This window comes from Lysinibacillus sphaericus (genome assembly GCF_006864135.1).
GTDB lineage: Bacteria > Bacillota > Bacilli > Bacillales_A > Planococcaceae > Lysinibacillus.
Genome location: NZ_SADV01000016.1, coordinates 82034 through 94160 on the forward strand (window position 1 = coordinate 82034; position 12127 = coordinate 94160).

Consider the following 12127-nt stretch of genomic DNA (forward strand, 5'->3'; position numbering starts at 1 on the left):
TTTTATTCGTTAGGTTCATTTTTTTCTGATTTATCTGAGCTTACTTTAGAGATGGAGTCTCTCATAGCTGTATCTGCTTGAATGTTGCGGTAGTTCATATAATCCATAATACCAAGATTACCCGAACGTAAAGCTTCGGCCATTGCCTGCGGTACTTCAGCTTCTGCTTCTACAACTTTTGCCTTCATCTCTTGTACGCGTGCAATCATTTCTTGCTCGTTCGCTACAGCCATTGCACGACGTTCTTCAGCTTTCGCTTGGGCGATGTTTTTATCAGCCTGAGCTTGTTCAATTTGTAATTCAGCACCAATATTTTTGCCGATATCAACGTCTGCAATATCGATCGATAAGATTTCAAATGCTGTTCCAGAATCTAAGCCTTTTGCTAATACAGTTTGAGAAATCATATCAGGATTTTCAAGAACTGTCGTATGACTAGAGGCGCTACCAATTGTAGAAACAATCCCCTCACCTACACGGGCAATAACCGTTTCTTCACCAGCACCACCGACTAAACGTTCAATGTTTGCGCGCACTGTAATACGTGCCTTCGCTTTTACTTCGATCCCGTTCATCGCAACACCCGCAATAAATGGTGTTTCAATGACTTTCGGGTTAACAGACATTTGTACAGCTTCTAATACATCACGCCCCGCTAAATCAATTGCCGCACAACGTTCAAATGTTAACTCGATATTTGCACGATGGGCTGCGATTAACGCATTTACTACACGGTCAACATTACCACCTGCTAAATAGTGACTTTCTAATTGATTAATCGTCACAGGTAAACCTGCTTTATGTGCTTTAATTAATGGGTTTACAATTCGTGATGGAATTACACGACGTAATCGCATACCGATTAATGTGAAAATACTAACGCGGACACCTGCAGCAAGTGCGGAAATCCACAGCGCCACTGGTACAAAGGTAAAGAATACCGCGAGAACAATGAATAATAAGACTAGCCCCGCAATTGGACCTATTAAAGCAAAATCAATACCCATTTGTTATTCCTCCATCTCTTTTTCTGTTTGTCTCACAACAATACGTGAGCCCTCTACTTTAATAACTTCTACATGTTTCTCAACATCAACATAGCCACCTTCCGATACTACGTCAATGCGTTCACTTCCAAATAACATTGTACCCGCCGGACGAAGTGGTGTAATCACTTTACCCACTTTTCCAAGCAGCTCTGTGCGATTCACGTTAGAGACATAGCCCTCTTCCGTTGTTGTCGCATCCATCAAGACTAGCTTGTTTAAAACATGCAATTTTTTACCAAAAAATTTCATCAGGATCACCATTCCTATTATCGCTACAACAAGCGCAATGAAAATCGCTATAATCATTTGCATCATGTTTGCACCTGCCAGTATTAGACTTAGTAATATTAGCGCACCACCTAAAATACCAACAATACCTCCGGGGACAAAAAACTCGGCTATAATAAGCGCTAAGCCTACAATAAACAAAAGCAATGTCTCATAACCTGCCAAACCCGCCACCATATGACCGAAGAAAAATAATCCAAGTGCTGACAATCCCATTATACCTGGAACACCAAAACCTGGCGAATAAAGCTCAACTACAAGTCCCAAGCTTGCAATCGACAATAAAATCGGAACTATAATCGGATTCGTAATAAAACGAGCAAGTTTTTCAGCAAACGTAGGTTCAACTGGAACGATATCACTCCCATTTAATTGCGCTTCTTTTAAAAGTTCCTGGAAATTCGAAACAGTTCCATTTGAATATCCAACTTCTTTTGCCTCCGAAGCCGATAAAGTTAATAAATTCCCTTCTCCCGCTCGAAATTTTGGTAAATCAACAGATACATCAGCCATTGCTCGTGCATATTTTGGTTCGCGACCTTTCGATTCTGCAGCTGCCTCCATTTGAGCAACCCATGCACTATGAGCTTTTAAGTCTGCTGCATTTCCTGCTGAATCAATTACTGCAGCCGCCCCGATCGTTCCATTTGGTACCATATAGATTTCATCCGCATGTAAGGCTAAAAAAGCACCTGCAGAATGCGCGTCTTTGTTAATATACGCAATCGTACGTATATCCGTTGCATCCATTAGCATAGCAATATCACCTGCTGCATTCACGAAACCGCCAGGCGTATGAATATCTAAAATAATCGCCTCTGCATAGTTTTCTTCCGCCTCTTTAAAAGCTCGTTCTAAAAATGCGTGAAGTCCTCGTTCTACTTCATTATGAATAGGTATGTGGTAGACCTTACTACTTGCAAAAGCCGACGTTAATGGAAACGCTAACAAAAATGTCATCCAAATAACTATTAAATAACTAAGGATTCTTCGTCTCCGCATCTTTTTCCCTCCCTTCTAACATGCTTCTCTCCTGTATATACGACTGACTAACCGAAAAGTTTCAAAAATCCTAATAATTTTATTATACCGTGAATTATTAATTTACGTTTATACAATCAGAATATAACATAAAAGCCGAATGAATCTCAGGGATCACATTCGGCTTCTTCAATATGTACGTAAATTTGAGTGCTTAAAGTAAAATACCTGAAATTAACCGACATGCGATTAATTTCAGGTATATCTTTTTCTGCTCAGTGAATCATACAATTGCGTGTTATGAACGTAGGGATTTTTAATGGGAAATTAAATTACCACTTACGTTTACGTGCAGCTTCTGATTTCTTTTTACGTTTTACGCTAGGTTTTTCGTAGAACTCGCGCTTTCTAACTTCTTGAATTGTACCACTTTTTGATACAGTACGTTTGAAGCGGCGAAGAGCATCTTCAAGCGATTCGTTTTTGCGAACGACAGTTTTTGACATCTCTCTTTCCCTCCCTCCGAACACACGTCAATACACAAATAGGCAAATAACCATTTGCTGTGTACTAAAGAATTATAACGTATTGTCTAAAAATGGTCAATAGAAAGTGTACGAATTAATCCGATGAATTTTTGGTTTTATTACCTTAAGAATTTTCAGCTTGCTTTTGGACACCATAAACATACAAAGTGATCAATTATATCTCGTCATAATTGCGTCCGGAATTAGCTTTGAGCTTAGACCTGCAGATGTGCGCGAAAGCGTAACGGCAAATGTTTGTGTAGCGAAAGCAAAGCGACAGCTACAGATGTTTTTGTAGCGAAAGCAAAGCGACAGCTACAGATGTTTTTGCGTGAAAGCAATGTGCTAACCCAGCGGTAGCAACTTGTAGATAAATTGCCACAGGGCGTGGCGTTCTATTTCAGCGGGTGTTTGGACGCCTGCTGAAAGAAGTTAAATGAAAGGTTTAATGAGGAGATAAACATGAAAACATTTAAAAATAAATTAAATCCTCCAAAAATACTTGTGCTAGGCTTCGCCGTCATCATTTCAATCGGAACATTTTTGTTAATGCTCCCCGTTGCAACGGTCGATGGTAAAGGTCTTTCATTTTTAGATGCTTTATTTACTGCGACCTCTGCTACCTGTGTAACAGGACTCGTTGTTGTAGATACCGGTGATACATTTTCGATATTTGGGGAATTAGTTATTCTGTTTCTTATCCAAATTGGCGGATTGGGCTTTATGACGTTCGCGACGTTATTATTTTTGCTATTGGGGAAAAAAATTTCTTTAAAAGAAAGGCTTTTGTTAAAGGAAGCATTTAATAATATTTCAATTGCTGGTCTAGTTAAATTAGTTAAAAGGATACTGTTATTTACCGCACTGATTGAATTTATAGGTGGTATCATTTTATCTATTCGTTTTTCGTTCGATATGCCAGTAGGTAAGGCCATTTATTTCGGATTTTTCCATGCCATATCGAATTTTAATAATGCAGGATTTGATTTAATGGGTGGGTTTAAGAGCTTAACAGAGTACGTAGACGATCCATTCGTAGTAATAACTATTTGTGCACTTATTACGATTGGAGGCTTAGGGTTTATTGTTATAAATGAACTATATGAATACCGTGAAACGAAACGACTTTCAGTGCACACAAAAATTGTATTAACGACAACGCTTATTTTAACAGTCGGCTCGACACTTTTAATTTTCTTATTTGAATACGGAAATAGTAAAACCCTTGGGCAACTATCTGGATGGGGCAAAATTCTTGGTTCATTATACCAAGCGGTTACACCAAGAACAGCTGGCTCTAATACCCTTCCTATTAGTGATTTAACACATTCAACATTATTTTTAATCATTTGGCTAATGTTCATCGGAGGCGGTTCTGGATCAACGGCTGGTGGTATTAAAATAACGACTTTTGCTGTTTTAGTTGCTACGATGTGGTCTCAATTAAAAGGGCAAGAAGATGTTGTGCTTTTTAGACGTAGGATCGTTCATGAAACAATTTTAAAAGCTTTAACAGTCACAATGTGTGGGATGATGATTGTCGTACTTGTTACCATAGTCTTAAGTATCATTGAACAACGTCATAGTTTTATGATGTATTTATTTGAGGCTACTTCTGCATTTGGAACAGCTGGACTTTCAATGGGGCTAACGCCCGAGCTATCAATTGGTGGCCGTCTTCTTATCATATTAACGATGTTTATCGGAAGATTAGGCCCTTTAACAATTGCTTTTGCCATTACAAATCGACGGAAAAAAGAGGCTTTCCATCATCCAAAAGGAAATATTATGATTGGATAACGATGATAAAGGAGCGATGTGTACAATGTCTATCAAACAATATGCTGTAATAGGTCTTGGTAGGTTTGGAGTTAGCGTAGCACGCAAGTTGTATGAAGCTGGGCACGAAGTTTTAGGAATCGATATTAACGAGGAAAGAGTTGAAGATGCCGAACAATATGTTACACATGCAGTAGTTGCCGATACGACAGAAGAAAAAGCTCTTAACTCCATTGGGATAAGAAATTTCGATTGTGTCATTGTTGCTATAGGTATTGATATGCAATCAAGTATTTTAACTGTTTCCTTATTAAAAGAGCTAGGTATCAAAAAAATAATTGCAAAGGCTCTTGGAAAAAGACATGGACAAGTTTTAGATAAGGTAGGTGCTGAATGGGTTATTTACCCTGAGAGAGATATGGGGGAACGTGTAGCCAATCAGCTACTTTCACCGAATATGCTAAATTACATTGAATTGTCAAAAGAATACAGTATAGAGGAAATTATGATTCCTTCTAAAATGGCTGGCCATAATTTACGGGATTTAGACATTCGAGCTAAATATAATGTCAGTGTTATCGCCATAGTTCGAGACGGTAATATTACCATTTCACCCTCTCCAGATGAAATTATTAAGGAAAAAGATATATTAGTTATGATTGGGCATAGAAAGGATCTCACTATATTTTCAAATATTGAATAGAAAAAAGCATAAATTAAAAGAGGCTGCGTCAAAAGGTGATTTCCCCCTGAAACAGCCTGCTATTTTATCAATTATGCTTCGGCATAATTGCCGCTGTCGCCTTGCTTTCGCGCAGTAAACATTTGCCGCTGTCGCCTTGCTTTCGCGCAGTAAACATTTGCCGCTGTCACCTTGATAAACAATGCGTCTACAGTGGACATTGTGCTTAGCCCTGCACGATTTTTTTCCACAGGACGTGGCATTCTTAGACTGAGTTCTCCTATGTCAGCAGCGGTTTGAACTTCCACTGAAAAGAAACTAACACTTGTACCTATCGATTTGCTGTCGTTTACAGAAAATAATGGATCAAGGCAATTAAAAGACTTTCTTGCTATCCCTATCGTCTTTTAAAATCTCTACCGCCTCTCTGAAACGTAGAGAATGGACGATTTCTCGTTCGCGTAAAAATTTCAAGCTATCATTCAAGTCTGTGTCATCTGATAAATCAATAATCCACTGATATGTCGCACGTGCCTTTTCTTCAGCTGCAATATCCTCGTACAAATCAGCAATCGGATCCCCTTTAGCCTGAATATAAGTTGCCGTAAACGGTGATCCAGCTGCATTCTGATAAAATAATGCTCTGTCATGATTGACATAATGTTCTCCAAGACCTGCCTCTTTCAGCATCTCTGGAGTGGCATCCTTCGTAAGTTTATAAACCATCGTGGCAATCATTTCTAAGTGAGAAAATTCCTCTGTAGCTATATCTGTCAACAAACCAACCACTTTATCAGGAATAGTATAGCGCTGATTCATATATCGAAGTGCCGCTGCTAATTCTCCATCCGCACCACCATACTGCTCAATTAAATACTTAGCTAGCATTGGGTTACATGTACTCACCCTTACTGGATACTGGAGCTTCTTTTCGTAATACCACAAAAAAATTCCTCCTAGTTACTCATAATCAATTATACCTAGGCATAAATTGCATTCGGAACGCTACCAAAACATTTGTAGCTGCCGTTTCGCTTTCGCTACCAAAACATTTGCTGATAAAGTTAAACTTGCCATGGCCAAGGTGTATCTACCCAATTAAAAGGATAATTTGAATAACTTCTCCCAAAATTCATAAGCGGACCAAATTTTTGCTCAAATTCAACCTTAAGTCGCATGCTTATTTCAGTGTTTTCATTAAATTGCTGGATAGCATCATAATCGTGAGGATGAGTATCTAAATAAAGATTTAATTCCACTATTACAAAATCAATTGCTTGTATTTCTTCAAGTAGCTTATAAAATTCTGGTGGCATCTCTTTACTCATTCTTCATCCCTCCTTTTTGGGGATTTGGATAGGGGCTAAATAATTGCGGCCATAATGTGCCGGATCTAAGAGCTTCTTGAGGGGTTTGATATTGTGGTAGCCCAGGCGGTTGAAAACTCATATACAATTGGGGTGGTGTAGCAAAACTTTTAACCCTTATAGGTGGACATGGATCGAATGGGCTAATAAAAGGCTTCCAATATTTATATTGAGTGAACATTGTATCCTCCCTTCTGTAATCAATTACATCAGTGGAGTATATGAGGTAGATGAAATTTTTATTCAAAGTAGTGTTTTGATCTTGAGGAAGTCACATCACAAAACAAGATTGGTAATCACTCGCGTACAAAGAACACAAAAGTAGCTCGCATTTCGAAAAACGCAAGCTGTTTTTTGTACCTATTATTATGCATTTTTATATAGTTATACCAAGAAAATATCCTATAGAAATAAAAATAATGACCCATGTCAAAGCTCCAAAACAAGCGAAAGCAAGATAAGTCCTAAAGTTCATCTGAGTTATTCCAGACATGTAACTTGTAACATGTCTAATACCTGGAACATAATATCCGATAATTATTGTCCATGGTCCAAAACGATGAAACCATCGTTCAACTTTAACGAACCGTTTATTATTGAGACCAATCCATTTCCCATATTTTAATAGTATAGGTTTCCCTAATTTATTACCAATTAAATAGCTAATGATCATACCAGTAGATGAGCCTAGAAAACTTAAAAGTATACTCAATAGATAGTTTAAATGCCCCTCTTGACACATAAATCCCACAAACGTCATCAAGATTTCATCTGGGACAGGTAAGCCAATTATCCCTAAAGATAAAAGTAAAAATATAGCAATATATCCATATTGACTTATAAAACTGCTTATGAATTCCACAGATAGTTTCTCCTTTTTTAATACAATTCGTTACTTTTATCAAATATCTATATTACCCCATTTTTGCTTATTAAAACACCGGGATGATTAATCAATTATACCTTGGCATAATAGCAAATGTTTGTACACCCGCTGAAAAGTAACTAAATTCCACATTATCTCATCACCTATAGAGGTGGGAGACTTTTGTAGCTGATGTTCGCTTTCGCTGCCAAAACATTTGTTGAAAGAAGTTAAAAATTTGAGAGGCAACTCAGACGAAAATATAGTAATTAACGAATGATTGACCCGTTCATTTTACGATACTTTATGTTATCGATGTTACTAAGTTATGTAAGAAGTCGGTTCGTATCTATACAATGTTCTTATAGAGAAAAAATTTATCAGTCCAATAACAATATAAAAACTTTATTGTAAAACCTAAAATTTATCATATTCCTTCCTATACATTTTTGCAATTACTCTCAATAATACATCATCTACTATAAGTTAAAAAGAGGGGGGATGTGGATGAAATAATGACAATAGATCGATTGATTAAATATTTGTTATAAATTGTTGAAGGATTTTAAACGTGGGGGTTAATTGGGTTTTTAAATTCTAAATGTATAGGGGGCTAGTCCATAATGAACAGCCCCGTATCCCTTACTATAGAAGGATTTTCATTACTATTAATAATTAGAATCTGCAATTAATCCGTTCATAATAGCAACACCAGAGCTTGCTCCGATACGAGTTGCTCCAGCCTCAATCATCTTTTTCATATCCTCTAAGCTTCTGACACCGCCAGAGGCTTTTACACCTAAATCTGGGCCTACTGTTTTACGCATTAATGCAATATCTTCTGCTGTTGCGCCTCCAGTAGAAAAACCAGTTGATGTTTTCACATAATCAGCACCTGCTGCCACAGCTAACTCACATGCTTTTACTTTTTCTTCGTCCGTTAAAAGGCAAGATTCAATAATTACTTTAACAAGTGCATTGCCTTTCACCGCTTCAACAACTGCAGCAATATCCGCTTGCACAAGGTCATAGTTTTTATCCTTTAACGCACCGATATTGATAACCATGTCTACCTCTTTAGCACCGTTAGCAATCGCATCTTTCGCCTCGAATGCTTTAACAGCTGGCGTGTTAGCACCTAAAGGGAAGCCAATTACAGTACAAACTAAGACCTCTGAGCCTTGTAAAAGCTCGCTGCTATAATTTACCCAAGTTGGATTTACACAAACAGAAGCAAAGTTAAATTGTTTTGCCTCCGCACATATTTTTTCGATTTGCTCTTTTGTTGCTTCAGCCTTTAATAATGTGTGATCAATCATACGCGCAAAATTTTGTTCCATTTTTAATAAACTCTCCTCTACCAACAAGTTGTACGTACCTCTTTGGCATCATAACATTTTTTAACGTTTCCGTCTAATCTCTTTTATAGCAAGGGATTTCTATAAGATAAATACGCCATCTCTTTAATCAAAAAAGTAAAACACCGTCCAAAGTTCGAACGGTGTTTCTCTTCATAGTTACACTATTTTTATTTTACAGTTTCTAAAACACGAACAAATTGTCCTTTAGAATGTGGATATCCAGCTTGAATAATTTTCACCTTTACAAGCTGACCGATTAGGCTTTCAGGACCTTCAAAGACTACTTTTAAGTAATTATCTGTGTAGCCCGTTAAAAGCCCTTCTTCATCGCTTCCATCATGCACGAATTCTTCAGGAATTACTTCTAGTACTCGATCTTCAAAGCGAGAAGCATATTCCTTTGCTAATTGGTCATTTAATGCGATTAATCGGTGAACACGTTCGTTTTTAATGTCCTCGTCAATTTGATCCTCCATACGCGCTGCTGGTGTACCTGTACGTGGAGAAAACGGGAATACGTGTAATTCAGAAAACTTATGATCACGTATAAAGTTATATGTTTCCATGAACTCTTCCTCTGTTTCTCCTGGGAAACCTACGATTACGTCAGAAGTGACAGCTAAGTCTGGTAAAGCTTCATGTAGTTTAGTTAAGCGTTCACCGAAGAACTCCATTGTATACTTACGACGCATACGTTTTAAAACTGTATCAGAGCCAGATTGGATTGGAATGTGTAAGTGATTAACAACAATTTTTGATTCGCGTAAAACTTCAATCACTTCATCTGTTAATTGACTTGCCTCAATCGAAGAAATTCGAAGACGTTTTAAGCCTTTCACATTTGCCTCTAAATCACGTAGTAGCTGAGCTAAATTGTAATCTTTTAAGTCTTGTCCATAGCCACCTGTATGAATACCAGTTAGAACAATTTCAAGATACCCTGCATCCACTAATTGTTGAGCTTGGTTCAATACTTCTTGAGGATCTCGAGAACGCATTAACCCACGTGCCCATGGAATAATACAAAACGTACAGAAATTATTACAGCCTTCTTGGATTTTTAAAGATGCACGTGTACGGTCTGTAAATGCTGGCACATCTAATTCCTCATAAACACGATTTTTCATAATGTTGCGTACAGCATTAATTGGTTGGCGTTCAGTAAGATATTGGTCTATGTAGCCAATTAATTTTGTACGATCCTGTGTACCTACAACAATGTCAACACCAGGAATCGCCATAATTTCAGCTGGAGATGTTTGAGCGTAACATCCCGTTACACAAATGACAGCGTCTGGGTTTTGACGAATTGCTCGACGGATAACTTGACGTGATTTTTTATCCCCTGTATTTGTGACTGTACATGTATTAATGACATAAACGTCTGCTTGACGATCAAACTCCGTACGTTCATAGCCTTCTTCTTTAAATAGCTGCCAAATCGCTTCTGTTTCATAATGATTCACTTTACAACCTAATGTATATAGAGCTAGGGTTTTAGGAAGCGTTTCACTCATAATATATTTCATCCTTTCAAGATTGCATTACATTTTGTTTCTTAACTTTTAATTATTATTTGATGTCCATAATTTAGATACGTGAACTATAATAACACAAACCTTTTGAAATCAGTACTTTTAAGATACTTTTTTGTGACTACCAGGTTCTATTCATGGAGAAAGGCACTCATTGTTAAAAAATGAGTGCCTTTCTTTCATCTCTCCAAATCTCAAATATTACTTGCATAACCTATTTTTTTATAAATAGATGGAAATTGTATATAGAAAATGGTAATATTTTCAATGGATGGTAATTCCATTTTTTAAAAAAACCATTCGTAATATTTTGTAAAAGAATGGGGGGTCTTTAATGAAAAAAACTATCTTAATTAGAATATTGGCGTTTATAGCCGTATTACTAATACTTTTTTCAGATGGGATACAATCTCATGATTTTCTTTATCTTTTAATTGTCGTTTTTTTCATTGGTGTTCCGTGGTACAAGTTTTTCAAAAAATAAATTTAAGATTCAGGAGGAATTGTACATGAAGAAAAAGTTGATATTTTTGGTAATGGTTATGTTTTTAGCATTGCAACCCCTATCTGTAAATTTAGATCGAGCTATTGCTAAAGAAAAAGGTGAGAACAATGATTGTAATAGCTGTTCACAAAAATTACCTTTACAAATGGAACAAGCAGGTTTTTTAAAAAATAATTTAGTAATAAACGATGTAAAAGAAGATTTAGATATAGCGGAGAATTTTAATCATAGTGAGTACAATAAAGATGATTTCGATTGGAAAAATATTGAGTTCATGGATTTCGGCAAGGATAAAGATGGTTTAATGATTCCCCATAAGCAGAACAATGAAAACTTTGATATTCGTTTATTAACTGCTTATGATAAAACAACTGGTGAAATTAGTGATGATTTTATTATTATGAAATCAGTTCTTGATATCGAAAATAATGAAATTGAAGTTACCTACTCAACATTAAATGATGAAAAAGTGGTTGGCATGACTCTTGATGTAGGCACAAATGAAGTTATTGACAGAAAAATATATAACGAAGTATCTCCAACTGATAGTGGTCAAGCAGGTTATTGGAGCGATACTTGGGATTGTTTAAAAAATGCTTGGAAAAATGCTCCTGAACTTACGAAAGAATTATGTTCCGCTGCTTGTCTCTCTGTAATATTTGGCGGAAATATTGTAGGTATAGTAGCTTGCGCTAGTTGTTTAGGCGCTCAAGCTATGGTATGCCTTATTCACTAACAATTAAATAAATATTAATTATCTTCCCCTCCATATATTTAGGAGGGGATTTTTATAAATAAACAAATAGAAACCAACAATCGATTCTATACCTTGCTTAACACCATGGCTGTGAATATCTGTATAAAATAGATTAGCCGATCCAAGTTTTACTTGAATCGGCTTTCTCATTTGAGAAATGGTCAACCTAGAGTATGGAAACTCACGATTTTCGGTCGCTCGTTACTCATAATATATATCATCCTTTCAAGAGTACACTACAATAAATAAAATTATTAACGTGTCTTATAATAGCACAAATAAATATAATGAGCCTAGCTTTTTGGCTAAGCTTATTTTTTTGAATGACGGATTGTAATATTAAGTGCAACACCTAGAAGTCAATATAAAGGAAGCCCATAACGACCTCGTGTAGAATGTAGTTACCACACCAACATTCAAACGGAGGAATC

13 protein-coding genes are annotated in these 12127 nt (G+C 36.7%); 3 read left to right on the top strand and 10 right to left on the bottom strand.

Annotated elements, in window-relative coordinates; genetic code table 11:
• Positions 1-2: 2 nt before the first annotated feature.
• The 3 genes from floA to rpsU all read right to left on the bottom strand — a co-directional run bounded on the left by floA (position 3) and on the right by rpsU (position 2824).
• Entirely contained in the window at positions 3-1007 is a 1005-nt protein-coding gene (floA, locus tag C7Y47_RS17000; protein ID WP_142509866.1) for a flotillin-like protein FloA, read from the bottom strand.
• A gap of 3 nt (positions 1008-1010) precedes the next feature.
• On the bottom strand, positions 1011-2339 hold the full coding sequence (locus C7Y47_RS17005) for an NfeD family protein (RefSeq protein ID WP_142509867.1): 1329 nt from the start codon (positions 2337-2339) through the stop codon (positions 1011-1013).
• Between the two features lie 311 nt (positions 2340-2650).
• Positions 2651-2824, bottom strand: a complete 174-nt coding sequence (gene rpsU / locus C7Y47_RS17010; RefSeq protein ID WP_004227078.1) for a 30S ribosomal protein S21 — start codon at positions 2822-2824, stop codon at positions 2651-2653.
• A gap of 483 nt (positions 2825-3307) precedes the next feature.
• Between rpsU and C7Y47_RS17015 the strand changes: the two genes are divergently transcribed.
• The gene (locus tag C7Y47_RS17015) at positions 3308-4645 is read left to right on the top strand and encodes a TrkH family potassium uptake protein (protein ID WP_142509868.1); all 1338 of its coding nucleotides are present in this window, start codon (positions 3308-3310) and stop codon (positions 4643-4645) included.
• Between the two features lie 25 nt (positions 4646-4670).
• Complete coding sequence (locus C7Y47_RS17020) at positions 4671-5327, top strand: potassium channel family protein (RefSeq protein ID WP_142509869.1); 657 nt, start codon at positions 4671-4673, stop codon at positions 5325-5327.
• Positions 5328-5398: 71 nt separating this feature from the next.
• On the opposite strand, the gene C7Y47_RS25015 is transcribed toward C7Y47_RS17020, so the two are convergent.
• The 7 genes from C7Y47_RS25015 to mtaB form a co-directional block, all read right to left on the bottom strand.
• Positions 5399-5569 (bottom strand): hypothetical protein, encoded by a 171-nt coding sequence (locus C7Y47_RS25015; RefSeq protein ID WP_185903520.1) that lies wholly within the window; start codon positions 5567-5569, stop codon positions 5399-5401.
• 112 nt (positions 5570-5681) lie between these two features.
• The gene (locus C7Y47_RS17025; RefSeq protein ID WP_142509870.1) at positions 5682-6251 is read right to left on the bottom strand and encodes a manganese catalase family protein; all 570 of its coding nucleotides are present in this window, start codon (positions 6249-6251) and stop codon (positions 5682-5684) included.
• A 119-nt stretch (positions 6252-6370) separates the two neighbouring features.
• Positions 6371-6634, bottom strand: coding sequence for a spore coat protein CotJB (locus tag C7Y47_RS17030; RefSeq protein ID WP_134018446.1), 264 nt, complete (start codon positions 6632-6634; stop codon positions 6371-6373).
• Positions 6627-6854 carry a spore coat associated protein CotJA gene (locus C7Y47_RS17035; protein ID WP_142509871.1) on the bottom strand — a complete coding sequence of 76 codons (228 nt, stop codon included), beginning with the start codon at positions 6852-6854 and terminating at the stop codon, positions 6627-6629. Before C7Y47_RS17035 ends, C7Y47_RS17030 begins: the two co-directional genes overlap by 8 nt.
• A 195-nt stretch (positions 6855-7049) precedes the next feature.
• On the bottom strand, positions 7050-7535 hold the full coding sequence (locus tag C7Y47_RS17040) for a DedA family protein (RefSeq protein WP_142509872.1): 486 nt from the start codon (positions 7533-7535) through the stop codon (positions 7050-7052).
• Between the two features lie 671 nt (positions 7536-8206).
• The gene (deoC, locus tag C7Y47_RS17045; protein ID WP_142509873.1) at positions 8207-8878 is read right to left on the bottom strand and encodes a deoxyribose-phosphate aldolase; all 672 of its coding nucleotides are present in this window, start codon (positions 8876-8878) and stop codon (positions 8207-8209) included.
• A gap of 188 nt (positions 8879-9066) precedes the next feature.
• A complete protein-coding gene (mtaB, locus tag C7Y47_RS17050; RefSeq protein WP_142509874.1) occupies positions 9067-10416 on the bottom strand; it encodes a tRNA (N(6)-L-threonylcarbamoyladenosine(37)-C(2))-methylthiotransferase MtaB in 1350 nt (449 codons plus the stop codon).
• Positions 10417-10943: 527 nt separating this feature from the next.
• On the opposite strand from mtaB, the gene C7Y47_RS25755 reads away from it, so the two are divergent.
• Positions 10944-11675, top strand: a complete 732-nt coding sequence (locus C7Y47_RS25755; RefSeq protein ID WP_255505233.1) for a hypothetical protein — start codon at positions 10944-10946, stop codon at positions 11673-11675.
• Positions 11676-12127 lie beyond the last annotated feature (452 nt).

Coding starts and splice junctions, on each gene's coding strand:
- C7Y47_RS25755 (WP_255505233.1), top strand. CDS start 10,944: ATGAAGAAAAAGTTGATATTTTTGGTAATGGTTATGTTTTTAGCATTG.
- C7Y47_RS17035 (WP_142509871.1), bottom strand. CDS start 6,854: ATGTTCACTCAATATAAATATTGGAAGCCTTTTATTAGCCCATTCGAT.
- C7Y47_RS25015 (WP_185903520.1), bottom strand. CDS start 5,569: ATGCCACGTCCTGTGGAAAAAAATCGTGCAGGGCTAAGCACAATGTCC.
- rpsU (WP_004227078.1), bottom strand. CDS start 2,824: ATGTCAAAAACTGTCGTTCGCAAAAACGAATCGCTTGAAGATGCTCTT.
- floA (WP_142509866.1), bottom strand. CDS start 1,007: ATGGGTATTGATTTTGCTTTAATAGGTCCAATTGCGGGGCTAGTCTTA.
- C7Y47_RS17005 (WP_142509867.1), bottom strand. CDS start 2,339: ATGCGGAGACGAAGAATCCTTAGTTATTTAATAGTTATTTGGATGACA.
- mtaB (WP_142509874.1), bottom strand. CDS start 10,416: ATGAGTGAAACGCTTCCTAAAACCCTAGCTCTATATACATTAGGTTGT.
- deoC (WP_142509873.1), bottom strand. CDS start 8,878: ATGGAACAAAATTTTGCGCGTATGATTGATCACACATTATTAAAGGCT.
- C7Y47_RS17020 (WP_142509869.1), top strand. CDS start 4,671: ATGTCTATCAAACAATATGCTGTAATAGGTCTTGGTAGGTTTGGAGTT.
- C7Y47_RS17015 (WP_142509868.1), top strand. CDS start 3,308: ATGAAAACATTTAAAAATAAATTAAATCCTCCAAAAATACTTGTGCTA.
- C7Y47_RS17030 (WP_134018446.1), bottom strand. CDS start 6,634: ATGAGTAAAGAGATGCCACCAGAATTTTATAAGCTACTTGAAGAAATA.